Below are 26,729 nucleotides of genomic sequence, written 5' to 3'. Positions count from 1 at the left end.
TCGCGCTGTGGCATCACAGCCGGCCGCTCGGCGGAAATCCGGCGGTGTCGGCGGCGGAGCGGACTGGGCTTAAGCCCAGGCTGGTCAGGCCAGCGAGATACGGCCGCCGGAATCGCGGATCAGCCGGCCGGCAAGTTCCAGTTCGAGCACGATGATGCGAACGGCCGCGACGCCGAGCCCGGAGAGCCTGATGAGGTCGTCGACGGTCACCGGAACCGGGCCGAGCAGGGCGAGAACCCGGCCGCGCTCGTCGTCGCCAGGCTCGGCCTGCGGCATCGGGTGGTCCTGTTCTTCGGCGCTCAGCGGGCGACCATGGCGCGCCAGCAAGGGGCGCAGCACGCTCTCGACATCATCAAGCTCGGTGACCAGCACGGCGCCGTCCTTCAACAGCCGGTTGGTGCCGGCGGCGCGCGGATCGAGCGGCGATCCCGGCACAGCGAAAACCTCGCGGTTTTCTTCGAGCGCGAGCCGCGCGGTGATCAGCGAGCCCGAGCGTTCGGCCGCCTCGACCACCACGACGCCGAGCGCCAGGCCCGCGATCAGCCGGTTGCGGCGCGGGAAGTCCTTGGCGCGCGGCTCGTGGCCCATGGGCATTTCGCTGATCACACAGCCGGTTTCCAGGATGCGCGCGACGAGCGGCTGGTTTTCCGGCGGGTAGATGCGGTCATGGCCGCCGGCGAGCACGGCGACGGTGCCGCTGGCGAGCGAGGCCTGATGCACCGCCGTATCGATGCCGCGGGCGAGGCCCGACACCGTGGTGAAACCGGACAGGCCGAGGCCGCGCGCCAGGAGGCCAGCCATTTTCAGGCCGGGCACCGAGGCATTGCGCGAGCCGACCAGGCCAACCATCGGGCGGCCAAGGCATTCGGCGCGGCCACCGATGCCGATGATCGGCGGCGGCGCGGCGATCTCGCGCAGCAGTTCCGGATAGCCGGGCTCGCAGAGCGCCACCAGGCGCACGCCATGGCGCGCCGCCGCGGCCGTTTCGCGCTCGGCCTCCTGGCGGGTGGCGATGCGGATGTCGCGCCCGCCGCCGCGGCGCGTCAGGCCGGGCAGGGCGTCGAGCGCGGCCGAGGCGCCGCCATAAAGGCCGATCAGGTCGCGGAAGGTGCGTGGTCCGACATTGTCGGAGCGGGCGAGCCTCAGCCAGTCCAGGCGCTCCACATCGTCGAGTGCCCGGAGCGGCCTGTCGGTCATGGCGCCTCGGCCGCACTCTTTTCGCCGATCCGGCTTTCGGTGCCGGCCATGAGCTTGGCGATGTTCTCGTGGTGCTTGGCCCAGATCGCGGCGGCGACGGCCAGCGTCGCAACCCCCATTTGCAGGGCCGAGCCGAAGGGCAGGGGCAGGAGCGCCTGAAGTCCCGGCAGCTTGGCCAGCGCGATGAGGAAGGCCGGTGCGACCAGGCTCGCGACCAGGGCTGCCAGCGATGAAAAGCGGAAGGCATAGGCCATGGCGAGCCAGGTGAGGGCGAAGACCAGGAAGGCCGGCCAATAGAGGCCGAGCAGCAGCCCCAGGAAGGTCGCGACCCCCTTGCCGCCCTTGAAGCCGAGCCAGACCGGGAAAATATGGCCAAGGAAGGCGCCGATGCCGGCGATGAGCGCCGCCTGCGGGCCGAAGCGCGCCGCGATAAGGACGGCGGCGGTCGCCTTCAGGGCATCGAGCAGCAGCGTCGCCGCGGCGAGTTTCTTGCTGCCGGTGCGCAGCACATTGGTCGCGCCGATATTGCCCGAGCCGATGGCGCGGATATCGCCCATGCCGGCGGCGCGGGTCAGCAGCAGCCCGAAGGGGATCGAACCGAGCAGATAGCCGAAGGCGAGAGCTGCAAGGAGAGCGGGAAACGAGAGATCAAACATGAAGGCGGCACCTGACTGATGCGTCAGAAGCTAGCCGTGGACGGTGCGTCCGGCAACGAGAGTTCTGATGGCTCGGCCGGTCAGGCGTGCCTCGTCGAAAGGCGAGTTCTTGCATTTCGACTTGAGGGTGTCGCGGTCGAGCACCCAGGGCTCGTCGATATCGATGACGACGAGGTCGGCGGGCGCGCCGCGCGCCAGCGTGCCGCCGGGCAGGCCGAGCAGCTTCGCCGGGGTGGTCGAGAGCGCCTTCAGCAAGGTTGCGAGCGGCACCAGCCCGGAATGGACCAGGCGGAGCGCCGCCGGCAGCATGGTCTCGACCCCGACCGCCCCCGGCTCGGCTTCGGCAAAGGGCAGGCGCTTGGTCTCGACGTCGTGCGGATCATGGTCGGAGACGACCACGTCGATCAGGCCGTCGGCAACCGCGTCGGCCAGCGCCAGCCGGTCGTCCTCGGTGCGCAGCGGCGGCGTCAGCTTGCAGAAGGTGCGGTAGCTGCCGATGTCGTTCTCGTTCAGCGTCAGATGGTTGACGGTGACCGCGGCGGTGACCGGCAGGCCTTCGTTCTTGGCGCGGGCAATGATCGCCAGGCTGTCGCGGCAGGTGATCGAGGCGGCGTGGTAACGCACGCCGGTCAGCTTCACCAGCCGCATGTCGCGTTCGAGCATGATGGTTTCGGCTTCGACGGGGATGCCGCCGAGGCCGAGCCTGGAGGCGAATTCGCCCTCGTTCATCACGCCTTCGCCGATCAGGTCGGGATCTTCCGTGTGATGGACGATCAGCGCGTCGAAATCGCGCGCATAGGTCATGGCGCGGCGCATCACCAGGGCATTGGTGACCGAGCGGGCGCCGTCGGTGAAGGCGACCGCGCCGGCCTCCTTCAACAGGCCGAATTCGGTCATTTCCCGGCCGGCCAGCTTCTTGGTGATCGCCGCCATCGGATAGATGCGCACGATGCCGGTGTCGCGGGCGCGGCGCAGCAGGAAGTCGACGATCGCCGGATCGTCCATTACCGGTTCGGTCGAGGGCTGGCAGACGATGGTGGTGACGCCGCCGGCGGCCGCGGCCTGCGAGGCGGAGGCGAGCGTCTCGCGATATTCATAACCCGGCTCGCCGACAAAACAGCGGATGTCGACCAGGCCGGGCGCGACCACCGCGCCGCCGCAATCGACGATCTCGGTGCCGTCTGGCACGGCCGAAGCCACCAGCCCGGGGCCGTGGTCGCGGATCACGCCGTTTTCGATGAACAGGCCGCCGGGCATGTCGGAGCCGGTCGACGGATCGATCAGCCGGGCGTTGGCGAGCAGCAGGGGGCGGGGATCGGTCAGGGCCATGGCGTCACGCGTTCGGCAGGTTGCGCGCGAGCGCTTCGAGCACGGCCATGCGGACCGCCACGCCCATTTCGACCTGTTCGCGGATCAGCGACTGCGCGCCGTCGGCGACCGAGGTGGCGATTTCGACACCGCGGTTCATCGGCCCGGGATGCATGACCAGCGCGTCCGGCTTGGCGTAGCGCAGTTTCGCCTCGTCGAGCCCGAAGAAGTGGAAATATTCCTGCACCGAGGGGACGAAGGAGCCGTTCATGCGCTCGCGCTGGAGGCGCAGCATCATGACGATATCGACGTCCTTCAGGCCCTCCTTCATGTCGCGATAGACCTCGACGCCAAGCCGTTCGGCGCAGGCCGGCAGCAAGGTCGACGGGCCGATGGCGCGCACCCGGGCCTGCATCTGGTTGAGCAGGATGATGTTGGAGCGGGCCACCCGCGAATGCAGGATGTCGCCGCAGATCGCCACCGTCAGGCGCTCGATCCGGCCTTTGTTGCGGCGGATGGTCAAGGCGTCGAGCAGCGCCTGGGTCGGATGCTCATGGGTGCCGTCGCCGGCATTGACCACCGAGCAATCGACCTTCTTCGACAAAAGCTCGACCGCGCCGGAGGCGGCATGGCGCATGATCAGGATGTCGGGATGCATGGCATTGAGGGTCAATGCCGTGTCGATCAGGGTCTCGCCCTTCTTGATCGAACTCTGCGCCACCGACATGTTCATCACGTCGGCGCCCAGCCGCTTGCCGGCGAGCTCGAAGGACGACTGGGTCCGGGTCGAGTTTTCGAAAAAAAGGTTGATCTGGGTCCGGCCGCGCAGGGAGGTTCGCTTCTTCTCGACCTGGCGGTTGAGAGTGACGAACTCTTCGGCCAGATCGAGCAGGCCGGTGATCTCTGAAGCGGAAAGGCCGTCGATCCCGAGCAAGTGCCGGCGGTTCAGCACGAAGGACGAGGGCGTAGTTGTCATAAGCCCTGGCGCATAAACGGAGTCGCCCGCCAGGGCAAGGCCGATTACTCGGCCGCGTCGCGTTTCCCCAGGCGCTTGTCGAGATAGGTGCCGACGATGCCCATCAGCTCGTCCACCTTGCCCTCGAAGAAGTGGTTGGCGCCGGCCACCACCTGCTGCTCGATGATGATGCCCTTCTGGGTCTTCAGCTTCTCGACCAGGCCCTGCACGGAGGCGAGCGGCGCCACCGCGTCCTTGTCGCCATGGACGATCAGGCCGGAGGACGGGCAGGGGGCCAGGAACGAGAAGTCGTAGAGATTGGCCGGCGGGGCGATCGAAATGAAGCCTTCGACCTCGGGACGGCGCATCAAGAGCTGCATGCCGATCCAGGCGCCGAACGAGACGCCGGCGATCCAGCAGGTGCGGGCTTCCGGGTTGATCGCCTGGGCATAGTCGAGCGCGGAGGCCGCATCCGACAATTCGCCGACGCCATGGTCGAAATTGCCCTGGCTGCGGCCGACGCCGCGGAAATTGAAGCGCAGGACCGAAAAGCCACGATTCACGAACTGATAGTAGAGGTTGTAGACGATCGGGTTGTTCATCGTCCCGCCGAATTGCGGGTGCGGGTGCAGGATGATACCGATCGGCGCGTTGCGGACCTTGGCCGGATGATAGCGGCCCTCGATCCGACCAGCCGGACCGTTGAAGATCACCTCAGGCATAAAAGAACCTCGTCCCACAGCGATGTCGCGGCAGCGACCATTTCGATCATGCCTGCGATGGGTGTCCGTCCTTGACAGGTCGGGTTAACACCCTTAGTTTTTAGAATTGTTCTAAGTTAGTGCCCAGGCACCCAGTCAATGGGCTCGGGCGGCTCAGACGCTTGAGGATCGGGCCTATAGCACGATCCGATCACAGAATGCCAAGCTTTTCCGACGGGGCGTTTCGACCGCATGATGCGCGTCTATCTCGACCATAATGCGACGTCTCCGCTCAGGCCCGAGGCTCGCGAGGCCGTGCTCGCGGCGCTGGCGCTGCCGGGCAATGCCTCGGCGGTGCATGGCGAGGGCCGGGCGGCGCGGCGCGTCATCGAGATCGCCCGTGAACAGGTTGGCCGGCTGGCTGGCGCCGAGGCCAAGCTCGTCACCTTCACCTCCGGCGGCAGCGAGGCGGCGGCGACCCTGCTGTCGCCCGGTTTCAAGGGCCGCCGGGCCAACGGGGCGCCGGCGCGCTCGCTGATCGTCTCGGCGATCGAGCATTCCTGCGTGCTCGCCGGTGGCCGGTTCGCGCCTGGCGATATCCATGTCTGCCCGGTCGATGCGCAGGGCCGGATCGACCTCTCAGCGCTTGCCGGACTGCTGGAAACCGTTCCGGGCCCGGCGCTGGTCGCGGTCATGCTGGCCAATAACGAGACCGGCGTGCTGCAGCCGCTGGACGCGGTCGGCGCATTGGTCGAGGCCCATGGCGCCGGCTTCGTCGTCGATGCCGTGCAGGCGCTCGGCAAGGTTCCGGTCGACATATCGGCCATTGGCGCCGACGCGATTTTCGTGTCTGGCCACAAGATCGGCGCGCCGCAGGGCGTCGGCGCGATCATTCGCGGCGACGAAACCGTCGAGATCGACCGCCTGGTTCTGGGTGGCGGTCAGGAAGCGCGCTTCAGGGCCGGCACGGAAAACTTGGCCGGCATTGCCGGCTTTGGCGCCGCGGCGGCCGTTGTACTTGACGGAATTAGTCAGGAAATTGCCCGAATTACCGCTCTCAGGGACTGGATGGAGGCGGATATCGCCACTATATGTCGTGCGAGCCAGGTAATTGGCTTGCAAGCGAACCGCTTGGCGAATACCAGCCTGACAGTCCATCCGGGCCTGGACGGCGAGACGACGGTGATCGCACTGGATCTCGCCGGTATCGCGGTCTCGACGGGATCGGCCTGTGCTTCGGGCAAGGTGGCCCCGAGCCATGTGCTCGCCGCCATGGGGATCGCCGCCGACAGGGCGAAATCGGCAATCCGCGTCAGCCTCGGGTGGTCGACCACCCAGGCCGATGTGGAACGTTTCACGGCCGCCCTGGCGGCGCATGTTCAGAAGCTATCGGACCGGGCTTCCCGGGCCGCATGACAGTGCCAACCTGTGGCCCTTGAAGCCGCAAGGACGAGGAGAGACCAATGCCCGCTGTTCAAGAAACCGTTGAACAGGTTCGCTCGATCGACGTCGACCAGTACAAGTACGGGTTCTCGACCGACATCGAGATGGAGCTCGCGCCCATCGGTCTGTCCGAGGATACCGTCCGTTATATTTCGGCGCGCAAGAACGAGCCGGAATGGATGCTGGAATGGCGGCTGGAAGCCTATCGGCGCTGGCTGACCATGCGTGAGCCGGAATGGGCGCGCGTCAACTATCCGAAGATCGATTTCCAGGACATCTATTATTACGCCGCGCCGAAATCGAACCCGGCGCCGAAATCGCTCGACGAGATCGATCCGGCGATCCTGGAGACCTACAAGAAGCTCGGCATCCCGCTGAAGGAGCAGGAAATCCTGGCCGGCGTCGAACCGGCGAACCGCATCGCGGTCGACGCGGTGTTCGACAGCGTCTCGGTGGTGACCACCTTCAAGGACGAGCTCAGGAAATCCGGCGTCATCTTCTGCTCGATCTCGGAAGCGCTGCAAGAGCACCCGGAGCTGGTCAAGCAATATATCGGCTCGGTCGTGCCGACCTCCGACAATTTCTACGCGACGCTGAACGCGGCGGTCTTTTCCGACGGTTCCTTCGTCTATATCCCGCCGGGCGTGCGCTGCCCGATGGAATTGTCGACCTATTTCCGCATGAACGAGCAGAAGACCGGCCAGTTCGAGCGCACCCTGATCATCGCCGACAAGGGCTCCTATGTGAGCTATCTCGAAGGCTGCACGGCGCCGATGCGCGACGAGAACCAGCTGCATGCGGCGGTGGTCGAGCTGATCGCGCTCGACGATGCCGAGATCAAATATTCGACCGTCCAGAACTGGTATCCGGGCGATGCCGAGGGCAAGGGCGGCATCTATAATTTCGTCACCAAGCGTGGCGATTGCCGTGGCGCCCGCTCGAAGATCTCCTGGACCCAGGTCGAGACCGGTTCGGCGATCACCTGGAAATATCCGTCCTGCATCCTGCGCGGCGACGACAGCCAGGGCGAATTCTACTCGATCGCCGTGTCGAACGGCGCGCAGCAGGTCGATTCCGGCACCAAGATGATCCATCTGGGCAAGAACACCCGGTCGCGGATCATTTCCAAGGGCATTGCCGCCGGCAAGTCCGAGAACACCTATCGCGGCCTCGTCTCGGCGCATCGGCGCGCCAAGAACGCCAAGAACTTCACCAATTGCGATTCGCTGCTCATCGGCGACCGGTGCGGCGCCCATACCGTGCCCTATATCGAGAGCAAGACGGCAACCGCGGTGTTCGAGCACGAGGCGACCACCTCGAAGGTCTCCGAAGACCAGATGTTCTATTGCCGCCAGCGCGGCCTGTCGGCCGAAGAGGCGGTGGCGCTGATCGTCAACGGCTTCGTCAAGGACGTGCTGCAGCACCTGCCCATGGAATTCATGGTCGAGGCGCAGAAGCTGATCGCCATCTCGCTCGAGGGGAGCGTCGGATGATCGCTCGCCCGGCCAAGCGGCGCGGCCCGGGCTAGGCCGGCCGCCGGCACGTTTTCAATCATCGCGGACGCCGGCCAGGGCCGGCAGATCGCCTAAAAGATATTCCAGGACCAGACCCATGCTCGAGATCAAGAACCTGACCGCCAAGATCGCCGACGAGGACACCCAGATCCTCAACGGCCTGAACCTGACCGTCGAGACCGGCAAGGTCGTCGCCATCATGGGCCCGAACGGCTCGGGTAAGTCGACGCTGTCCTATGTGCTGGCCGGCCGCGCCGATTATGAGGTCACCGAGGGCGAAGCCTGGCTCGACGGCGTCAATCTGTTGGAGCTGGAGCCGGAAGACCGGGCAGCCGCCGGCCTGTTCCTGGCCTTCCAATATCCGATCGAAATCCCTGGCGTCGGCCAGATGACCTTCCTCAAGGCGGCGATCAATTCGCAGCGCAAGAAGAACGGTCTCGACGAGATCTCGACGCCGGAATTCATCAAGCTGGTCAATGCCAAGGCCAAGGAGCTCGGCATCTCGTCCGACATGCTGAAGCGCTCGGTCAATGTCGGCTTCTCGGGCGGCGAGAAGAAGCGCAACGAGATCCTGCAGATGTCGCTTTTGGCGCCGAAGCTGGCGATCCTGGACGAGACCGATTCCGGCCTCGACATCGACGCCCTGAAGATCGTCGCCGACGGCGTCAACCGGATGCGCGCGCCCGACCGGTCCTTCGTGGTCATCACCCACTATCAGCGCCTGCTCGACTACATCAAGCCGGATGTGGTGCACGTCCTGTCCAAGGGCCGGATCATCAAGTCGGGCGGACCGGAGCTGGCCCTCGAGCTCGAAGCCAACGGCTATGCCGACATGGTCGAGCAGGCCGCGTGAGGATCAGGACATGAACGCGGTCACTCCTATTCGCACCCCGGCCGAGCAGGCGCTGATCGGCGCCTATACCGCGGCCGACGGGTCCGGCGGCGAAGCCCTGCAGGCGCTGCGCGCCGCCGGCTTCCAGCGCTTCGAAATGCTCGGCCTGCCGCATCGGCGGGTCGAGGAATGGAAATATACCGACCTGCGCGCCATGGTGCGCGAGGCCAAGCCGCTCGCCGGCACGCCTGACGCCGCGACCATGCTGGCAGTCAAGACGGCGCTTTACGACCTGCCGCGGGTCGGCGATTGCCGGGTGGTCGTGCTCGACGGCACATTCGCGCCGGAACTGTCGGACATCGCCAAGCTTCCCGACGGCGTTTCGGTGTCGAGCCTGGCCGAGGCGCTGGTCCGCCGGCCGGCGATCGCCACCCGCCTCGCCGGCAGCGCCATGGCCCAGGCCAATGTCGCCTTCGCGCTGAACGGCGCCTTCCTGACCGACGGCCTGCTGATCGAGATCGCCGCCGGCGCGGAAGTCGGCCATGCCCTCGACCTCGTGTCGATCGCCTCGAACGGGGCTGCCCGCTTCATCACCTCGCGCAATCTTCTGCTGGTCGGCGAGGGCGCTTCCGCCGGCATCGTCGAGACCCATATCGGTCCCGACGGCCTCGATTATCAGAAGAACTCGGTGCTGCAGATCGTGGTTGGCGACGGCGCGACGCTGGAGCACGGCCGCCGCCAGATCGACGGCGACCAGGCGCTGCATCTGGCGACGCTGGACGCCGAGATCGGCGCCAAGGCGCATTTCGACACGCTGACGCTGACCACCGGCGGCGCCATTTCGCGCAGCCAGCTGTTCGTGCGCTTCGCCGGCGAGCATTCGACGGCGACCTTGCGCGGCGTTTCGATGCTGCGCGGCAAGCAGCATGCCGACACCACGCTGGTCGTCGACCACGCCGTGCCGCATTGCGACAGCCGCGAACTGTTCAAGCATGTGCTCGACGGCGAGGCCCATGGCGTGTTCCAGGGCAAGATCATCGTCGCGCCGAAGGCCCAGAAGACCGACGGCAAGATGATGAGCCAGACCATCATGCTGACCGAAGGGCCGGCGATGGACAACAAGCCGGAGCTCGAGATCTTCGCCGACGACGTCCAGTGCGGCCATGGCTGCACCTGCGGCGAGCTGGATGCCGACCTGATGTTCTATCTGAAGGCCCGCGGCATCCCGCATGCCGAGGCCGAGGCCCTGCTGATCGAGGCTTTCGCGCGCGAGGCCATCGAAGATTTCGGCGACGGTCCGCTGGCCGCCGTCGAGGAACTGCGCGAGGCCATGTTCGGCACGATCGCCGAGTGGATGCGGACGAGAAAGTGATTGAGGCCATGGGCACGCGTCATCCCGCCGTCGCCAATGGCGGCTACGACGTCGATCTGATCCGCAGGGATTTTCCGGCGCTCGCGCTGAAGCCTTACGGCAAGGATCTGGTCTATCTCGACAATGCCGCCTCGGCGCAGAAGCCGGCGGCGGTCATCGAGCGGATCAAGCGGGCCTATGAAACCGAATATTCCAACGTCCATCGCGGCCTGCACTTCCTGGCCAATGCCGCGACCGAGGCCTATGAGGCGGCGCGCGAGACCGTCCGGGCCTTCCTGAACGCGCCCTCGACGGATGAGATCATCTTCACCCGCAACGCCAGCGAAGCGATCAACCTGGCGGCGGCATCCTTCGGCGGCATGGTGATCGGCGAGGGCGACGAGATCGTCGTCTCGATCATGGAGCACCATTCCAACATCGTGCCCTGGCATTTCCACCGCGAGCGGCGCGGCGCCAAGCTGGTCTGGGCGCCGATCGACGACGAGGGCAATTTCCTTCTCGACGAATTCGAGAAACTGCTCGGCCCGCGCGTCAAGATGGTGGCGCTGACCCATATGTCGAACGCATTGGGCACGGTGGTTCCGATCAAGGAAGCCATCCGGATGGCGCATGCGCGCGGCATTCCCGTGCTGGTCGACGGCTCGCAGGCCGCCGTCCACATGGACGTCGACGTGCAGGATCTCGACGCCGATTTTTACGTGTTCACCGGCCACAAGGTCTATGGGCCGACCGGCATCGGCGTGCTCTACGGCAAGCGCGAGCACCTGGAGCGCATGCCGCCGTTCAATGGCGGCGGCGAGATGATCAGCGTCGTCACCATGGACGGGGTGACCTATAACGACCCGCCGCATCGGTTCGAGGCGGGCACGCCGGCCATCGTCCAGGCGATCGGGCTCGGCCAGGCGCTCGACTACATGATGTCGATCGGCCGCGACAAGATCCGGGCGCACGAGGATGCCCTGGTCCGCCATGCCCATGAGCGGCTCGGCGCGATCAATTCGTTGCGCATTTTCGGCCAGGCCCGCAACAAGGGCGCCATCGTCTCCTTCGAGATGAAGGGCGCGCATGCCCATGACGTCGCCACCGTCATCGACCGCTACGGCGTGGCGGTGCGGGCCGGCACTCATTGCGCCATGCCGCTGCTGCAGCGCTTCGGCGTCACCTCGACCTGCCGGGCATCATTCGGGCTCTACAACACCCATGACGAGGTCGACCGGCTTGCCGAAGCCCTGATCAAGGCCCAGGATATGTTCAGCTGATGTTCGGCTGACTGCGCGCCGCCTGCAGCCGTTCCATTTGAAATGGCAGCCAAGCGGCATTATGTGACTTTCGCGGGTTCTTGTCGGTGAGGCTCGACTTGGCCTCGCCCGAACCTCCGAAATGGGACCTTGACCCCTATGGACGACACCCAGACGCTCAATACGACGGTTGCCGGCGATGCCGCGGCCATTCCGCCGGAGGAGCTCGATCGGCTGACCGATGACATCGTTGCCGCGATGAAGTCGGTCTACGATCCGGAAATCCCCTCCGATATCTACGAGCTCGGCCTGATCTACCGCGTCGATATCGACGACAACCGCAAGGTGGCGATCGACATGACGCTGACCTCGCCGTCCTGTCCGTCGGCCGCCGAATTGCCCGGCATGGTCGAAAACGCGGTCGCCGCCGTGCCCGGCATTGCCGAGGTCAAGGTGACGCTGACCTTCGATCCGCCCTGGGATCAGAGCCGGATGTCGGACGAGGCGCGGGTCGCGCTCAACATGTGGTGACGGATCTTCGGTAGAATTCGGCCGGCTCGCCGGGATTTAACTTCGAGCCGGCAATGTCTATATCTGGCATGTGATGCTTTGGACGCCGGGCCTTGAACCCGGTCCGTTTCGGAGATTTTGAGACCATGGCGCTACCGAAAATGCAGGCCATGCGCCTGACCGACGCTGCAGCCGAGCGCGTGAGGGCGCTGATGACGACCGCCAGTTCGCCGGATGCCGGCCTGCGCGTCGGCATCAAGAAGGGCGGCTGCGCCGGCATGGAATATACCATGGAGTTCATCGACGGCCCGGCCAGGTTCGACGAGATCGTCGAGGACAAGGGCGTGCGCGTGTTCATCGACGCCAAGGCGGTGCTCTATCTGCTCGGCACCGAAATGGACTATGTCATCGACAAGATGGCGGCCAAGTTCGTGTTCAACAATCCGAACCAGACATCGGCCTGCGGCTGCGGCGAATCGATCGCGCTGACGCCCGCCGCCCCGGAAGCGCTCGGCGCCTCCTGATGCCGGGCGGCCTGCTCGATCCGGATTTCCTCGTCGACCTGTTCCAGCCTTTCGCCACCATTTCCGTCCGCGCCATGTTCGGCGGCCAGGGCATCATGCGCGAGGGGCTGATGTTCGCCCTGGTCGACGGCGGCGTGATCTATCTGAAATCCGATGCCGAGACCGACGCCGCATTCGCCGCCGAAGGGCTCGAGCTGTTCGTCATGACGACCAAGGCCGGCAAACAGATGCCGATGAACTACCGGCGCATGCCGGAGGCCTGTTTCGACGACGAGGCGAGCCTCCAGCGCTGGGCCGGCCATGCCTGGGGCGCCGCCTTGCGCGCCGCCGCCAGGAAGCCGGCGAAAGCGAAGGCGGCAAAGGGCAAGCCGTAGCGAATGGCTGATAGCGAATAGGGGATGATGCCGTCCCGGCAGCGCGTCAACCCTCGCCCACGTCTGCGTGGGAGAGGGTGGCCGCGGAGCGGCCGGGTGAGGGTGGTTGCGTCGATGCGCGACGGGCATTCCCGCCGGAAATGAGGGCCCAGCCTTCGTCAGACCCTCACCCGGCGCCTGGCGGCGCCACCCTCGCCCGCAAGCGGGCGAGGGTTTACGCGCTCGCCACTCGCCACTCCCCACTCGCCACTCGCTTATCGCCCCTTGTGATCCAGGAAGGCCTGCATGAAGCGCTGCGGCTCGCCGGTCGCGAAGGCCCGGCCGAAAGCCGGGACGCCGGCTTCGATCGCTTGGGCCAGGGGCAATTCGTCCCACTGGCGCAGCAGGACCTTCTGGGCGCGGATCACCTCGGGTCCGCAGGCCAGAATGGGGGCGAGGGTGGTCTCGATCGCCGTATCCAGAGCCGCGAGGTCCGCCACCTGGTCGACCAGGCCCCATTGCAGCGCGGTCGCGGCGTCGATCGGTTCGCCGGTCAGGATCATCCAGCGCGTCCGGCCGGAACCGATGAGCCGGGGCATCAGGGCCGCATGGATCACCGAGGGGATCCCGACCTTGACCTCCGGCATGGCGAATTGCGCGGCGCTGGACGCGATGCGCAGGTCGCAGGCCATGGCCAGTTCCAGCCCGCCGCCCAGGCACCAGCCGGCGACGCGCGCGACGACCGGTGTCGGAAAGAGGCGGACCGCCTCGCACAGATCGCGCAGCCTGGAGATGAAGCGTTCGCCGCTTTGCTGGTCCAGTCCGACCATTTCGCCGATATGTGCGCCGCCGATGAACGTGCGATCGCCGGTGCCTGACAGCACCAGGGCGCGCAACTCCGGCCGTCGCGAAAGCTGGTCGAGGCCGGCAAGCAGGGCATCGATCACCTGACTGCTGAGGATATTCGCCTTGCCGGCATTGCTGATCGTCAGCCGGACGGTTCCCTTGCCGTCCTCGGCGATCGTGCAGTGATCATTCAGAGCCGTCATATCCGTCACCGCCTCACAGTTTCGCAAAATTGATGTCGTCGACGATCTTCTTCCAGGCCCTGTCCTGGTCGGCGATCAAGGTGCTGAACTCGGCCGCCGAGGTCGGCGCCGGCACGGCGCCCTGCCGGCCGATCGCCTCGACCACGTCCTTGGCGGCGAGCACCGCCCGGATGGCGCCGTTCAGCACCTCGATGATCGGCGCCGGCGTGCCGGCGGGTGCGGCGATGCCGAACCAGGACGGGTTGTTCATCGCCGGCAAGCCGAGCTCGGCATAGGTCGGAACCTGCGGCAGGATATCGAGCCTGTGCCGGAACGCCACCGCCAGCGGTGCGATCCTGCCGGCCTCGATGAAAGGCGCCGACGAGGGGATATTGTCGAACAGCACACCGATCCGGCCGCCGATCAGGTCGGTCAGCGCCGGTCCGAGGCCCCGGTAGGGAACGTGCTGGAGCTTCGTGCCGGTGACATGCATGAACAGCTCGCCGTTCATATGGCTGAGGCCGCCAATGCCGGACGAGCCGAAATGATAGTGGCCGGGTTTCGCTTTCAATTCGGCAAGGAACGAGGCGAAGTCGCGGCCCGGAAATTCCGGACCGACCACCAGGACGTTGGGGACCTCGGCCAGATTGCTGATGGCCGCGAAATCGCGCACCGGATCGTAGCGGCGTTCCTTGTAGACATTGGGATTGACCGCGTGGGAACTTTCGACCGCCATGACCAGCGAATAGCCGTCGGCCGGCTGTTTCGCGCCGAATTCGGAACCGATCGCGCCGCCGGCGCCCGGCCGGTTCATGATGACGAAGGACTGTTTGAGCACCTCGGTCAGCTTTTGCGCCACGATGCGCGCAATGATGTCCGTGGTGCCGCCCGGCGCATAGGGGACGACGATCTGCACCGGCCGCGTGGGATAGTCGGCCGCCTGGGCCCGCCGGCCTGAAACGGCAATGGCTCCCGCGCCGATCAGGACATGTCGGCGAGACGGATATTTCGGCATGATGGCCTCCCGGATTTTTTGTTGGACGGCGCCAAGGCGCTGATGGCCGGCCGCTCTTGTTGCAATGGCAGAGGACGACCAGGCGCCTATGCGATGACCTTGCCGCTGCGCAGCGCGGCCATTTCGGTCGCGCCGAGCCCGAGCTCGGCAAGGACTTCCTCGGTATGTTCGCCGAGCAGCGGCGGCGGGCGCCCGTCGTCGGCGCCGGCGACCGGCGGCAGCAGCGGATTGCGCACGCTGGGGATAGCCCCCATCCGCGGATGACGCAGCGTGCGGTTGATCTGCCGATGGCGAACCTGGGCGTCGGCGAAGACCTCGTTCAGCGGCTGGATCGGCCCCCAGGGCACACCGACCGCGTCGAGCATCCGGCCCCAGTCCTGCCGGTCCTTGCGCGCCAGGATCCTGGCGACCTCCTCACGCAGGGCGGGCAGGTTCTCGATCCGCCCGGCATTGGTCCGATAACGCGCGTCGCGGCCGAGGTCATCGCGACCGGCGACGGCGCAGAAGCGCTCGAACTGCGCGTCATTGCCGATCGCCAGGATCATGTGCCCGTCGCGGCAGGCAAAGACCTCATAAGGCGCGCAATTGGGATGGGCGTTGCCGCTTCGTGCCGGGGCCTTGCCCGAAACCAGATAGTTCGTCGCCTGATTGGCGTTGAGCGCGACGCCGACGTCGAGCAGCGCAAGGTCGATGTGCTGGCCTTGTCCGGAGCGCTCGCGCTCGCGCAGCGCCGCCTGCACGGCAATGGTCGCGTACAGGCCGGTCATCAGATCGACCACGGCGACCCCCGTCCTGAGCGGCCCGGCTCCCGCCTGGCCGTCGGGAATGCCGGTATAGCTCATCAGCCCGGCCATGCCCTGGAAGACGTAGTCGTAGCCCGGCCGCCCGGCCATCGGACCGTCCTGGCCGAAGCCGGTAATGGAGACCTGGATCAGCCGCGGGTTGATGGCCCGCAGGCTGGCATAGTCGAGACCGAACCTTAGGAGCGAGCCACTCTTGAAGTTCTCGATGACGACATCGCAACGCGCCGCCAGCCGCTTGACCAGGGCGGCGCCTTCGGGTTTGGCGAAGTCGATAGCGATGGACCGCTTGCCCCGGTTGCAGCACAGGAAATAGGCGGACAAGGGATCCTGCCCCTCCGCGGTGAGGAAGGGCGGTCCCCAGCCGCGCGTGTCGTCGCCGGTCTCGACGCTCTCGACCTTGACCACATCGGCGCCGAGGTCGGCGAGGTTCTGCGTGCACCAGGGCCCGGCGAGAATGCGCGAGAGGTCGAGGATCTTCACGCCCGACAGGGCATCTTGCAGCGGCATGGAAACTCCCCGGGGCGCGTGTCGACCAGGGGTGAAACCGGTCTGCGGCCTTGAGGGTGTGGCCGGGGACCGGCGGGCTTGCCAGTTTAAAGAGCCGAAGGCGGCGTTCTCCTGTTTGAAACGGTGAGGCCGGGGAGGATCACCGCTCGCACGGTCCGATTTCGGCAGATAAGCTCGCGGCTGGCAAAGGCGGATCCCTGTTCAGTTCATGCGTTACGACCTCACCGATCTGAAACTGTTCCGGGCGATCGCCGAGGCCGCCAGCCTGTCGGCCGGCGCGGCGCAGATCTATCTGTCGGCGGGATCGGCGAGCTACCGGCTGAAGAACCTGGAGCGGACGGTGGGAACCGCGCTGTTCCTGCGCACGCCGAGGGGCATGGAGCTGACGGCCGCCGGCGAGCATCTGCTGAAACATGTGGCGCGGGTGTTCTCCGACCTGGAATGCATGCACGGCGAGATGAGCGGTTTCGCCAAGGGCATGCGCGGCAATATCCGACTGTTCGCCAACAGCAGTTCCCTGAACGGTTTCCTGCCACGCGATCTCGCGGGCTTCCTGGTCGCCAACGGGCAGGTGAATATCGAGCTCGAGGAACACAACAGCGACGACATCGTGCTCGCCGTCAGCGACGGCATCGCCGATATCGGCGTCATGGCCAGCGACATCTCGTCGGGCAGCCTGCAGGTCTATCCCTATGCCGAGGACAGCCTCGTGCTGACGGTCGCCCCTGGCCATCCGCTGGCGGAGAGTGGTGCAATCCGGCTCGACCAGGCGCTCGACCACGACTTCGTCTGCATGCACCGCGCCAGCAGCAATTTCCAGTTCCTCGCGGCGACTGCCGGCAAGCTCGGCAAACATCTCAAGGTTCGTATCCACGCCCAGAATTTCGCCACGGTATTGCAATTGGTGGCGGCCAATGTCGGCGTTGCGCTGGTGCCCCGCAGTGTCCTCGGCAACGCCTTCACCGATCGGACATGCGTGGCGGTGCCGCTGCTCGACGCCTGGGCGGAGCGCCGGTTGAAGATCGTGACGCGCGACATCAACGATGCCTCGGCCTTCATGAAGGGCCTGGTCGGTCACCTCCTCAAGCAGGCGACGACGGACCGCGCATCAACCCTCGCCCGCGCCTTCGTGGGAGAGGGTGGCCGCGGAGCGGCCGGGTGAGGTGGTTGCGTCAATGCTGGACGTGCATTTCGGGCGCAAGTGATTGGCGGGGGATTTAAGACCCTCACCCGGCGCCTCATAGCATCGAGCGAACGCGAGATGCGTTCGCACTCGCTATGCGCCGCCACCCTCTCCCGCAAGCGGGCGAGGGTTGACGCGCGCTGAGCTCGCCGCTTCATCCCCATTCGCTATTCGCCACTCGCCGCCGGTCAGGCGACCTTGGCGCGGCCTCGGTCGGCCTCGGCGTCGGTCTCGCAGACCACCCGGTTGCGGCCATTGCGCTTGGCCGCATAGAGGCACTGGTCGGCCCGCTCATAAAGCGTCGCCGCCGTGTCGCCCGGGCGGAACATGGCAACCCCCAGCGAGACCGTGATGCGGCCGAGATTTTCGCTGGTCGAGCGCTTGATCAATTCCTTGGTCATGACGGCGCGGCGGATATGTTCGGCCACCGTCACGGCGGCGCGCAAGGGCGTGTCCGGCAGGATGATGGCGAATTCCTCGCCGCCATAACGGCAGGCGAGATCGTGTCCCTTGACGTTCTGTTTCACCGAGAGGGCGACCAGGCGCAGCACCTGATCGCCGGTCAGGTGGCCGAACGTGTCGTTGAATTTCTTGAAATTGTCGATGTCGCTGACCAGCAGCGCCAGCGGCGTCTCGGACTTCTGCGCCAGGGCCACCGCCTTGGCGATCGCCTGGTCATAAAACTTGCGATTGCCGAGCGAGGTCAGCGGATCGGTCAGGGATTCCGTACGAACCGCATCAAGATTGTCCTGCAATTGCTTGATTTCGCTATGAGAAGCCTTCAGTCGCTGTTCCAGCGCCTTGTTATTGGCTTCGATCTCGCGGGTCGAGCGGACCAGCGTCTCGATGACCGTCCTGACCCCGTCGGTGGAGGCGGCGGCGGCGAGCTTGGCCGAGGCGCCGGCGAGGTCATGGCCATAAGCGGTGGCCTGCCCGGCGGCCGAATCGATCATCCGCATGACGTCTTCGATCTCGTCCATGACACGATTGCCGACGACGTCGATCTTTTCGGTCAGGCGATTGGGCGAGAGGTAGTGGTCATAGATGGCGTCGAGCTGGTCCTGGTCGATCGCGCCATGCTCGGACAGCATCGTATTGACCGCGTCGGACAATTCCGTGTGGTAGCCCGACGCATAGGTATACCAGATCTCGTAGTTGCGCGGCACGGCCGCGAGCTTGCGGCCCTTGATCTGGCCGAATGCGAGGTCGCCGAAGGCGTGCGTCCGTTCAATGTCGTCGTTGCGGTCAAACATCTGAACGGCCGTCCCTACTGGGAATAAGGGCGCGCAAGGCACGCCCTCGAGATTTCTGGCCGACAGGCTAACCAGTCAATGCTGAATGCCCGGTAAAAAACCGGGCATTCGTGATGCGGTTAGCGAGACTTGAAAGTGATCGGTCGAAGCAGGAACTGCGGCAGATGCGACGCATCGCCTTCCTCGTCGGGGCGCTGCGGCGGGCGGCTGGCGGCCTGGGCCGGGCGGGATGCCGCCTGCGAACGGGCCGGCCGTTCGGCCCGGGCGGCCGGACGGGCTTCGACCGGGCGGTCCTCGGCCGAACGCTCTTGCACCGAACGCTCTTGCACCGATCTTTCCTGGCGACGGGCCGGGCGGTCTTCAGCCGGCCGGGGCGCGGCTTCGCGGCGCGCGGGACGATCCTCGGTCGACGCGGCCTTTTCACGGCGGGCCGGACGCTCTTCGGTGCTGCGGGCCTCGCTGCGCGAGGTGCCGACGCTGCGTCGTCCGCGGCCGCCTTCGCCACGTCCGCCTTCGCCACGGCCGTTCTCGCCGCGTCCACCTTCGCTGCCGCCGCGCCGTTCGCGGCGGGCTTCGGTGGCTTCCTCGGCCGAAACCGGGGCGCCTTCCCAATTGATCGGCTGGCCGATCAGCTTTTCGATCGCCGAGAGCGACTTCATGTCTTCGGTGGTGACGATGGTGATCGCGGTGCCGAGGCGGCCGGCGCGGCCGGTCCGGCCGATGCGATGGACATAGTCTTCCGGGTGATGCGGCGTGTCGTAATTGAAGATGTGGCTGACATCGGGAATGTCGAGGCCACGGGCCGCCACGTCGGAGGCGACCAGCAATTGGATGGAACCGTCGCGGAACGAGGCGAGCGCCTGCATGCGCGCCCGCTGGTCCATGTCGCCATGCAGGGCGGTGACCGAGAAGTCATGCTTTTGCAGGGACTTGTAGAGGGTGGCGACCTCGCTCTTGCGGTTGCAGAAGATGATCGCGTTCTTGAAGTTGTCGGCGCTGCGGATGAGGTTGCGCAGAAGGTCGCGCTTCTCGAAATCCTTGCGGCCCGACTTGACCAGCTTCTGGGTGATGGTGCCGGCGGTCGAGGCCGGCCGGGACACTTCCACTTTCACCGGATTGTGCAGGAACTGCTCGGTGATGCGCTGGATTTCCGGCGGCATGGTTGCCGTGAAGAACAGCGTCTGGCGGGTGAACGGCACCATCTTGCAGATGCGCTCGATGTCAGGGATGAAACCCATGTCGAGCATGCGGTCGGCTTCGTCGATGACCAGCAGTTCAACGCCGGTGAGCAGCAGGCGGCCGCGTTCGAAATGATCGAGCAGGCGGCCGGGGGTGGCGATCAGCACGTCGACGCCGCGGGTCAGCTTGGCATCCTGGTCACCGAACGAGACGCCGCCGATCAGCAGCGCGACACTCAGCTTGTGGTTGGTGCCATATTTGACGAAATTCTCTTCGACCTGCGCGGCAAGTTCGCGGGTCGGCTCGAGGATCAGGGTGCGCGGCATGCGCGCACGGGCCCGGCCTTCTTCCAGCATGGTCAGCATGGGCAGCGTGAAGGCCGCCGTCTTGCCGGTACCGGTCTGGGCGATGCCCAGCACGTCGCGCCTGGCGAGAACGTGCGGGATGGCTTCGGCCTGGATCGGGGTGGGGGTGGTATAGCCGGCGCTCGCGACGGCTGCTTGAACCTTGGCGCTCAGGCCGAGTTCGGAAAACGACATGTGTCGGGGGTGTCCTTGGGGGTGACTCGATAGGGATCTGATGTACGGATGAGGCGACGTTCGGCGCGAAACGGTTTCGCGCGGATCGGCCCCTAGAACCCACGAGGCCGGACGGACGGTGCGAGAGGCGCAATCAAGCGAGCCTCCTCGACGCGGTGCAACATAAACGGAGACGCCGGATTGTCAATGAATGACAGCCGTGCAAACCGTACAAGATCACGTGTTTGCGTCGGATTCGACGGTATTTGGTCTAAGAAGGCATGATCATGGCAACTGAGCCGCTCGTCCTTGTCCCGGGGCTGAACTGCACGGCCGCGCTGTTCGCGGCGCAGTCACAGGCGCTCGGCCGGACCGTCCAGACGATTATCGCGGACCATACCCGCGATGCGACGATCGCCGGCATCGCCGACCGGCTGCTGGCCGATGCGCCGCCGCAATTCGCGCTCGGCGGCCTGTCGCTCGGCGGTTATGTCGCGCTCGAGGTGGTCAGGCGAGCCCCGGAGCGCGTGACACGACTGGCGCTGCTCGACACCCGGGCGAGCCCGGACACCGATCAGGACGCGGAAATCCGCGGCATCACCATCAAATTCGCCGAGCGCGGCCATTTCGACGAGGTTCACCGCCTGCTCTGGGGCCGGCTCGTCCATGACAACAGGCGCCACGACAGCGCGCTCGAAGCGGTTGTCCATGCCATGCACGCCGAGACCGGGCCGGAGGTGTTCGTGCGCCAGCAGAAGGCGGCGCGGGCACGGCCGGATTACCAGCCGGGGCTGCAGGCGATCCGTTGCCCGACCCTGGTGCTGGTCGGCGACGGCGACGCGGTGACGCCGCCCTTCATGTCGGAGGACATGGCCGCGGCGATCCCCAGGGCCCACCTGGTGGTGGTTCCGGAGTGCGGCCACCTGTCGAGCCTGGAGCGGCCGGATGCGGTGACCGCGGCGCTTGGCGAATGGCTGACCTGGTAGGCCCAGAACCGGCGAGCAGTCGACCCTAGCGCGCCGAAAACATCACCTCGCCCGGCGGACCGATGGTGAGTTCATAGGCCCGCCGCTGGTTGTTGGTCAGCACGATGGCGTCGAAGATCATCCGTGAGCCATTGGCATCGGGCTCGATGCGGTAGTCGTCGATCTTGACCCGCCAGTCGAACACTTCGGGGACCTCCTCGGTCGCCACCACCGAAAAGCGGTTGCTGCGGGCGTCGAGCGCGAGCCATTGCACGAACAGCCGCATGGCCTCCTCGCGCGGGGCCGGCCTGATCAGCACGACACGGGTCGGGCCGCGGCGGTCATGGCTCGCCCAGGCCCCGGTGATCCGGACGAACATGACTTCGCCGGGGATGCCCGACAGCAGCCGGATCGGGTCGGCGCCTTGAGCCGACAGCGGGATCGGCGCGACAGCCAGACAAGCGACCAGCGCCGCGCCTGCCAGGGTGCCAGGCAGGGCGCCGCGCCGGGGCACGTCAGATATCCAGTTCCTGGGCGAATTCGGCGCGTTCCTGGATGAAGGCGAAGCGCGGTTCGGCCTTCACGCCCATCAGCCGCTCGACGCTGTCATTGGTCTCCGGGCGCTCCTCGGGGACAACATGGACACGCAGCAGCGTGCGCACCTTGCGGTCCATCGTGGTCTCCTTCAACTGCTGCGGCATCATCTCGCCGAGGCCTTTGAAGCGGCCGATCTCGACCTTCTGATTGCCCTTGAAGGCGCTCTTCAGGAGCTCTTCCTTGTGGGCATCGTCGCGCGCATAGACGGTCTTGCCGCCCTGGGTCAGCCGGAACAGGGGCGGCACGGCGAGATAGAGATGGCCGTTGTCGACCAGGCGCGGCATCTGCCGGTAGAAGAAGGTGATCAAGAGGCTGGCGATATGGGCGCCGTCGACGTCGGCATCGGTCATGATGATGACCTTCTCATAACGCAGGTCGTCGTCGCGGTAATGCGCCGCCGTGCCGCAGCCGAGCGCCTGGACCAGATCGGACAATTGCTGGTTCTGGGCGAGCTTGTCGCGGCCGGCGCTGGCGACATTGAGGATCTTGCCGCGCAGCGGCAGGATCGCCTGGGTCTTGCGGTCGCGCGCCTGCTTGGCCGAGCCGCCGGCCGAGTCGCCCTCGACGATGAACAGTTCCGAGCCTTCGGCCTGGTTGTTCGAGCAGTCGGCGAGCTTGCCGGGCAGCCTGAGCTTGCGCACGGCGGTCTTGCGGTTGACCTCTTTTTCGGCGCGGCGGCGCAGCCGCTCTTCGGAGCGCTCGATCACCCAGTCGAGCAGGCGGTTGGCCTGGTTCGGATTGCCGGCGAGCCAATGGTCGAACGGATCGCGAATGGCGTTCTCGACGATGCGCGAGGCTTCCGCGGTCGCCAGCTTGTCCTTGGTCTGGCCCTGGAACTCCGGCTCGCGGATGAACACCGACATCATGACGGCGCAGCCGGCCAGGATGTCGTCGGTGGTGATCTGGACGGCGCGCTTGTTGCCGGTGCGTTCGGCATGGTCCTTCAGTCCGCGCAGCAGCGCGATCCTGAGGCCCTGTTCGTGGGTGCCGCCATCGGGGGTCGGAATGGTGTTGCAATAGGACGAAATGAAACCGTCCTGGTCGCCGACCCAGCCGATGGCCCATTCCGCCGAGCCGTGGCCCTGGCGGTCGAGCTTGCCGGAGAAAATGTCCTGGTGGACCATGGTGGCGCCGGTCAGGGTCGCGGCGAGATAGTCCTTCAGGCCGCCGGGGAAACGCAGCACCGCCTTTTCCGGCGTGTCGGTGCCCTTGACCAGGTCATGGGCGCAGGACCAGCGGATCTCGACGCCGCCGAACAGATAGGCCTTGGAACGGGCCATCTTGAACAGCCGCGCCGGCTTGAAATGATGGCCGTCCTTGAAGATCTGCGGATCGGGCAGGAAGCGGATCTTGGTGCCGCGCCGGTTCTGCACGCGGCCGAGTTCCTCCAGGCCACCCTGGGGAATGCCGCGCGAGAAGCGCTGGCGGTAGAGCATCTGGCCGCGCGCCACCTCGACATCGAGCTCGACCGAGAGCGCATTGACCACCGACACGCCGACGCCGTGCAGGCCGCCGGAGGTCTCATAGACCTTGCTGTCGAATTTGCCGCCGGCATGCAGCGTGCACATGATGACTTCGAGCGCCGACTTGTCCGGAAATTTCGGATGCGGGTCGATCGGAATGCCACGGCCGTTGTCGATCACCGTCAGCGAACCGTCGAGGCCGAGTTCGACATCGATCCAGGTCGCATGGCCGGCAACCGCCTCGTCCATGGCATTGTCGATGACCTCGGCGAACAGGTGGTGCAGCGCCTTTTCGTCGGTGCCGCCAATATACATGCCGGGCCGGCGGCGCACCGGCTCCAGGCCTTCCAGCACTTCGATGGAGGAGGCGGTATAACCCTGTTCACCCGGCGTCCCCACAGGGGCCTTGGGCTGGGCCTTCACGGCCTCCGGCTTCGGCCGTGCGGGCGCAGGTGCCGCCACGGCCGGCTTTTCCGAAGCCGGCGCCGCCCCGAACAGGTCGTTGGAATTCTCCATTGCACACCAAGAGCTAAAAAGGGCCTGTCTGGACGTGCCCCGAATCGATCAGCGCATCATGGCACAAGCGTGCCCGGAAGCGAACGGAACGGAAACGGAGCGCTGGGGACGACGTCCCGCCGGCGCCCGATATCAGACAATTCGCCGTGCTGGAACCCGCCAGGCGATTGCGGCGCCGGATGGGTCGCCAGGCCGGCTTCCACCATATGGGGACGGCAAGGGCAGCTGCCATCGCCGCGACGATCGTGCCCGCCTGGCCGAAGGATCGCATGGCGCCGGCGCTGCCGATCCCTTATCTAGCCTGGATGAGCTTCGCCACGCTGCTGGACTGCGCGATCCGACGGCTCAATAGCTGACAACGGACAAGGCCCATGACTTTCTCGATGCTCATCCCCATTGCCATTGGCGCGGTTGCCGTCGTGCTGCTGATGGGGCTTGTCAACATGTTGCGCAACGGCTCGGCGAGCAGGTCGCAGAACCTGATGCGCTGGCGCGTCGGCCTGCAGTTCCTGGCCGTCATCATCATCGTCATCGCGCTCTATCTGAAGGCCGGCTGACCGGCCGGCCAGACTCAAGCCAATGATGGACCCCCAAGACCATGGTGAAACTCAACAAGATCTACACCAAGACCGGTGACGACGGCACCACGGGGCTGGCGGCCGGCGGCCGGCGGCTGAAATTCGACCTGCGCGTCGAGGCCTATGGCATTGTCGACGAGGCCAATGCGGCGATCGGGCTCGCCCGGCTGCATACCGCCGATCACCCCGATATCGACGCCATGCTGTCGCGCATCCAGAACGACATGTTCGACCTCGGCGCCGATCTCGCAACCCCGGATACCGGCGAGGAGCTCGGCTACGAAGCGCTCCGGATCGTGACGACGCAGGTCGAACGGCTGGAAGCCGAGATCGACCGGCTCAATGCCGAACTGAACCCGCTGAAGAGCTTCATCCTGCCCGGCGGCAGCCCGGCCTCGGCCTATCTGCATCTCGCCCGCACCATCAGCCGGCGGGCCGAACGGGTGATGGTGGAACTGTCGCGCCAGATCGGCGAGATCGTTTCCGAGGCCTCGCTGCAATATATCAACCGGCTGTCGGACTTCCTGTTCGTCGCCGGCCGCACCCTCAACGACAAAGGCGCGCGCGACGTGTTGTGGGTGCCGGGCAAGAACCGTTAGGGCGAGAACCGCGAGCGGATATCCCGCGCTTCGGCGCCCGCCGCCGAAGCGAAGCCGCAATTCCGGTGCAACGCGAATGGCGTCGCGACAACACCGATTCCCCCGGGGTTGCGCGCGACGCCCACGAGATGATTTGGTGGCACGCGATATCTGGCGGCAGGAACTCCATGACGACGAAGCTACGCATTGCGGTTCTTTTCGGCGGGCGCTCGGCCGAGCACGATGTCTCCATCCTGTCCGCCGGCAATGTCGTGAAAGCCATCGATCCCGCTGCATATGAGGTGGTTCCGATCGCCATCACGCGAAACGGCCGCTGGCTGCTGGCCGATCTGCAGAACGGCGAATTGCCCGCCGCCGTGCCCGAGCGCGGGATAGAGGTCAGCCTCGTGCCCGGCGGCAAGGGCCGCCTTGTCGCCCTTCCGCCGGATCAGCCGCCCCGTGAATTGCCGCCGGTCGACGTGCTGTTTCCGGTCCTGCATGGTCTCTTCGGCGAGGACGGGTCGGTCCAGGGTTATGCCGAAATTGCCGATATTCCGTTCGTCGGCTGCGGCGTTCTCGGCTCGGCCTGCGCCATGGACAAGGATATCGCCAAGGGCCTCTTGCGCGCGGCCGGGCTGAATGTCGCGCGGTCCGTCACCTTGCGGCCCGCCGACAGCGCCTCGTTCGCGGATATTTCCGGCGCCCTGGGCGTGCCGGTCTTCATCAAGCCGGCGCGCCAGGGGTCATCGGTGGGCGTCAGCAAGGCCGCGACGGCCGAAGCCTTCGAGATCGCCTTGCGCAACGCCTTCCAACATGACGACAAGGTGCTTGTCGAAGAGTTTGTCCAGGGCCGCGAGATCGAATGTGGCGTCCTCGAAGACGGCGACGGCGCGCTGACGGTCTCGGTGCCCGGCGAGATCGTTCCGGCCGAAAGCCACGGCTTTTACAGCTATGACGCCAAATATATCGATGCGGCGGGCGCGGCGCTGTGCGTTCCCGCCGAACTTGCGGAGACGGCGACCCGCCAGGTCCAGGACCTGTCGCGCTTGGCCTTCCAGGCGCTTGGCTGCGAAGGCATGGCGCGGGTCGATTTTTTCGTGCGGCCCGACCTGAGCATGGTGGTCAACGAGATCAACACGATCCCCGGCTTCACCAATATCAGCATGTATCCCAAGGCGTTCGCGGCCAGCGGCATTCCCAATTCCGAGCTTGTCGACCGGCTGATCAAGCATGGCTTGGGCCGGGCCCGGCGGCGCGGCGGCTAAGGCGGGCGCAATGGTTCCGGACCTGACGACGGCGCGCCTGCTGCTGCGCCAGCGCGATATCGCCGAGATCGACGATTATGTCGCGATGGACGGGGATCTGGAGGTCCGGCGCCATATCACGCCGGAGTTCCGCGACAATTTCGACGCCGATGCCTATCGGGTGGCGCTTGCCGAACGGATGGCTCGGGATTTCGGGCCCGGTTTCGGGCATTGGACGCTGCGCTCGCGCGTCGCGCCGCATGGCTTTCTCGGCATGGCGATCCTGATGCCGGTGGAGGGCAGGGGCCCGGAAATCGAGATCGGCTGGCGGCTGCCGCGCTCCGCCTGGGGCCAGGGCCATGCCAGCGAAGCGGCACGCTGCGTTCTCGACCATGCCTTCGCGACGCTCGGGCTCGAGGATGTCGTGGCTCTGATCGATCCGCAGAACTCGCGGTCGATCGCGGTCGCCGCAAAGCTCGGCTTTTCAGCCGATGGGCGCCGCGCCGCCTATGGTACGGAGTTCGATCTCTACCGGTGCCGGCACCCGCCCGGATCCCGCAAAAATTCTTGACAGGCGGGCCGTCCCACAGCAAATAGGCGCCCCATGAACACGATCTCGACCAGCACCCGACGCCGCAGCCTCATCCTCCGATGAGCGCGCGCGGTCGTTTGCTTCGATCGATCTGATCGCCGCGCCTC

27 protein-coding genes are annotated in these 26,729 nt (G+C 66.1%); 15 read left to right on the top strand and 12 right to left on the bottom strand.

Translation table 11 applies throughout. The features are described 5' to 3' along the window. Positions 1–84: 84 nt before the first annotated feature. From dprA to E8M01_RS32740, 5 genes are read right to left on the bottom strand one after another with little or no spacing between them, the layout of a single operon-like run. On the bottom strand, positions 85–1,197 hold the full coding sequence (gene dprA / locus E8M01_RS32760) for a DNA-processing protein DprA (protein ID WP_136964004.1): 1,113 nt from the start codon (positions 1,195–1,197) through the stop codon (positions 85–87). Next, positions 1,194–1,853: a glycerol-3-phosphate 1-O-acyltransferase PlsY gene (gene plsY, locus E8M01_RS32755; protein ID WP_136964003.1), complete on the bottom strand. Its 660-nt coding sequence runs from the start codon at positions 1,851–1,853 to the stop codon at positions 1,194–1,196. The genes dprA and plsY overlap by 4 nt, the downstream gene beginning before the upstream one ends. Before the next feature lie 30 nt (positions 1,854–1,883). Continuing rightward, positions 1,884–3,182: a dihydroorotase gene (locus tag E8M01_RS32750; RefSeq protein WP_136964002.1), complete on the bottom strand. Its 1,299-nt coding sequence runs from the start codon at positions 3,180–3,182 to the stop codon at positions 1,884–1,886. Positions 3,183–3,186: 4 nt separating this feature from the next. Beyond that, a complete protein-coding gene (locus tag E8M01_RS32745; RefSeq protein ID WP_136964001.1) occupies positions 3,187–4,137 on the bottom strand; it encodes an aspartate carbamoyltransferase catalytic subunit in 951 nt (316 codons plus the stop codon). 44 nt (positions 4,138–4,181) lie between these two features. Continuing rightward, positions 4,182–4,838 (bottom strand): alpha/beta hydrolase, encoded by a 657-nt coding sequence (locus tag E8M01_RS32740; RefSeq protein ID WP_136964000.1) that lies wholly within the window; start codon positions 4,836–4,838, stop codon positions 4,182–4,184. Between the two features lie 231 nt (positions 4,839–5,069). Between E8M01_RS32740 and E8M01_RS32735 the strand changes: the two genes are divergently transcribed. The 8 genes from E8M01_RS32735 (at position 5,070) to E8M01_RS32700 (ending at position 12,624) form a co-directional block, all read left to right on the top strand. Then, positions 5,070–6,233 (top strand): cysteine desulfurase family protein, encoded by a 1,164-nt coding sequence (locus tag E8M01_RS32735; RefSeq protein WP_136963999.1) that lies wholly within the window; start codon positions 5,070–5,072, stop codon positions 6,231–6,233. A gap of 47 nt (positions 6,234–6,280) precedes the next feature. Next, the gene (gene sufB, locus E8M01_RS32730) at positions 6,281–7,753 is read left to right on the top strand and encodes a Fe-S cluster assembly protein SufB (protein ID WP_136963998.1); all 1,473 of its coding nucleotides are present in this window, start codon (positions 6,281–6,283) and stop codon (positions 7,751–7,753) included. A gap of 118 nt (positions 7,754–7,871) precedes the next feature. After that, positions 7,872–8,627 carry a Fe-S cluster assembly ATPase SufC gene (sufC, locus tag E8M01_RS32725; RefSeq protein WP_136963997.1) on the top strand — a complete coding sequence of 252 codons (756 nt, stop codon included), beginning with the start codon at positions 7,872–7,874 and terminating at the stop codon, positions 8,625–8,627. 10 nt (positions 8,628–8,637) lie between these two features. After that, positions 8,638–9,978, top strand: coding sequence for a Fe-S cluster assembly protein SufD (sufD, locus tag E8M01_RS32720; protein WP_170182176.1), 1,341 nt, complete (start codon positions 8,638–8,640; stop codon positions 9,976–9,978). A gap of 8 nt (positions 9,979–9,986) precedes the next feature. Further along, positions 9,987–11,237, top strand: a complete 1,251-nt coding sequence (locus tag E8M01_RS32715) for a cysteine desulfurase (protein WP_136964947.1) — start codon at positions 9,987–9,989, stop codon at positions 11,235–11,237. A gap of 138 nt (positions 11,238–11,375) precedes the next feature. After that, a complete protein-coding gene (locus E8M01_RS32710; RefSeq protein WP_136963995.1) occupies positions 11,376–11,747 on the top strand; it encodes an SUF system Fe-S cluster assembly protein in 372 nt (123 codons plus the stop codon). A gap of 125 nt (positions 11,748–11,872) precedes the next feature. After that, the gene (locus E8M01_RS32705; RefSeq protein WP_246088517.1) at positions 11,873–12,250 is read left to right on the top strand and encodes a HesB/IscA family protein; all 378 of its coding nucleotides are present in this window, start codon (positions 11,873–11,875) and stop codon (positions 12,248–12,250) included. Continuing rightward, positions 12,250–12,624 (top strand): TfoX/Sxy family protein, encoded by a 375-nt coding sequence (locus E8M01_RS32700; RefSeq protein ID WP_136963994.1) that lies wholly within the window; start codon positions 12,250–12,252, stop codon positions 12,622–12,624. The genes E8M01_RS32705 and E8M01_RS32700 overlap by 1 nt, the downstream gene beginning before the upstream one ends. 254 nt (positions 12,625–12,878) lie before the next feature. Here the strand turns inward: E8M01_RS32700 and E8M01_RS32695 are convergent, their stop codons facing one another. The 3 genes from E8M01_RS32695 to E8M01_RS32685 all read right to left on the bottom strand — a co-directional run bounded on the left by E8M01_RS32695 (position 12,879) and on the right by E8M01_RS32685 (position 15,950). Further along, positions 12,879–13,652 (bottom strand): enoyl-CoA hydratase, encoded by a 774-nt coding sequence (locus E8M01_RS32695; RefSeq protein WP_136963993.1) that lies wholly within the window; start codon positions 13,650–13,652, stop codon positions 12,879–12,881. Between the two features lie 13 nt (positions 13,653–13,665). Beyond that, positions 13,666–14,646: a Bug family tripartite tricarboxylate transporter substrate binding protein gene (locus tag E8M01_RS32690; RefSeq protein WP_136963992.1), complete on the bottom strand. Its 981-nt coding sequence runs from the start codon at positions 14,644–14,646 to the stop codon at positions 13,666–13,668. Positions 14,647–14,732: 86 nt separating this feature from the next. Beyond that, a complete protein-coding gene (locus E8M01_RS32685) occupies positions 14,733–15,950 on the bottom strand; it encodes a CaiB/BaiF CoA transferase family protein (protein WP_215908973.1) in 1,218 nt (405 codons plus the stop codon). 214 nt (positions 15,951–16,164) lie between these two features. Here E8M01_RS32685 and E8M01_RS32680 point away from each other — a divergent pair, with 214 nt between their 5' ends. Further along, positions 16,165–17,118 carry a LysR family transcriptional regulator gene (locus tag E8M01_RS32680; RefSeq protein ID WP_136963990.1) on the top strand — a complete coding sequence of 318 codons (954 nt, stop codon included), beginning with the start codon at positions 16,165–16,167 and terminating at the stop codon, positions 17,116–17,118. Between the two features lie 209 nt (positions 17,119–17,327). Here the strand turns inward: E8M01_RS32680 and E8M01_RS32675 are convergent, their stop codons facing one another. Beyond that, the gene (locus E8M01_RS32675) at positions 17,328–18,392 is read right to left on the bottom strand and encodes a GGDEF domain-containing protein (RefSeq protein WP_136963989.1); all 1,065 of its coding nucleotides are present in this window, start codon (positions 18,390–18,392) and stop codon (positions 17,328–17,330) included. Positions 18,393–18,511: 119 nt separating this feature from the next. After that, positions 18,512–20,110, bottom strand: coding sequence for a DEAD/DEAH box helicase (locus E8M01_RS32670; RefSeq protein WP_136963988.1), 1,599 nt, complete (start codon positions 20,108–20,110; stop codon positions 18,512–18,514). Between the two features lie 266 nt (positions 20,111–20,376). Here E8M01_RS32670 and E8M01_RS32665 point away from each other — a divergent pair, with 266 nt between their 5' ends. Beyond that, positions 20,377–21,075, top strand: coding sequence for an alpha/beta fold hydrolase (locus E8M01_RS32665; protein ID WP_136963987.1), 699 nt, complete (start codon positions 20,377–20,379; stop codon positions 21,073–21,075). 25 nt (positions 21,076–21,100) lie between these two features. Here the strand turns inward: E8M01_RS32665 and E8M01_RS32660 are convergent, their stop codons facing one another. Together E8M01_RS32660 and parE are read right to left on the bottom strand one after the other, a co-directional pair. Further along, positions 21,101–21,568 (bottom strand): hypothetical protein, encoded by a 468-nt coding sequence (locus E8M01_RS32660; protein ID WP_136963986.1) that lies wholly within the window; start codon positions 21,566–21,568, stop codon positions 21,101–21,103. 1 nt (position 21,569) lies between these two features. Further along, positions 21,570–23,630 carry a DNA topoisomerase IV subunit B gene (gene parE / locus E8M01_RS32655; RefSeq protein WP_136963985.1) on the bottom strand — a complete coding sequence of 687 codons (2,061 nt, stop codon included), beginning with the start codon at positions 23,628–23,630 and terminating at the stop codon, positions 21,570–21,572. A gap of 146 nt (positions 23,631–23,776) precedes the next feature. On the opposite strand from parE, the gene E8M01_RS32650 reads away from it, so the two are divergent. From E8M01_RS32650 to E8M01_RS32630, 5 genes are all read left to right on the top strand, one after another. After that, the gene (locus tag E8M01_RS32650; RefSeq protein WP_136963984.1) at positions 23,777–23,986 is read left to right on the top strand and encodes a tryptophan-rich sensory protein; all 210 of its coding nucleotides are present in this window, start codon (positions 23,777–23,779) and stop codon (positions 23,984–23,986) included. Between the two features lie 15 nt (positions 23,987–24,001). Continuing rightward, positions 24,002–24,187 (top strand): twin transmembrane helix small protein, encoded by a 186-nt coding sequence (locus E8M01_RS32645; protein WP_136963983.1) that lies wholly within the window; start codon positions 24,002–24,004, stop codon positions 24,185–24,187. 41 nt (positions 24,188–24,228) lie between these two features. Continuing rightward, a complete protein-coding gene (locus tag E8M01_RS32640; protein WP_136963982.1) occupies positions 24,229–24,807 on the top strand; it encodes a cob(I)yrinic acid a,c-diamide adenosyltransferase in 579 nt (192 codons plus the stop codon). A gap of 167 nt (positions 24,808–24,974) precedes the next feature. Further along, positions 24,975–26,051, top strand: a complete 1,077-nt coding sequence (locus E8M01_RS32635) for a D-alanine--D-alanine ligase family protein (RefSeq protein WP_136964945.1) — start codon at positions 24,975–24,977, stop codon at positions 26,049–26,051. Between the two features lie 10 nt (positions 26,052–26,061). Continuing rightward, positions 26,062–26,601, top strand: a complete 540-nt coding sequence (locus E8M01_RS32630) for a GNAT family N-acetyltransferase (protein ID WP_170182175.1) — start codon at positions 26,062–26,064, stop codon at positions 26,599–26,601. The last annotated feature ends 128 nt before the right edge of the window (positions 26,602–26,729 follow it).

The sequence above is a fragment of the Phreatobacter stygius genome (assembly GCF_005144885.1).
Lineage (GTDB): Bacteria > Pseudomonadota > Alphaproteobacteria > Rhizobiales > Phreatobacteraceae > Phreatobacter > Phreatobacter stygius.
The sequence above is the reverse complement of the archived record's forward strand: the minus strand, read 5'-3'. Positions and strand labels throughout refer to the sequence as shown.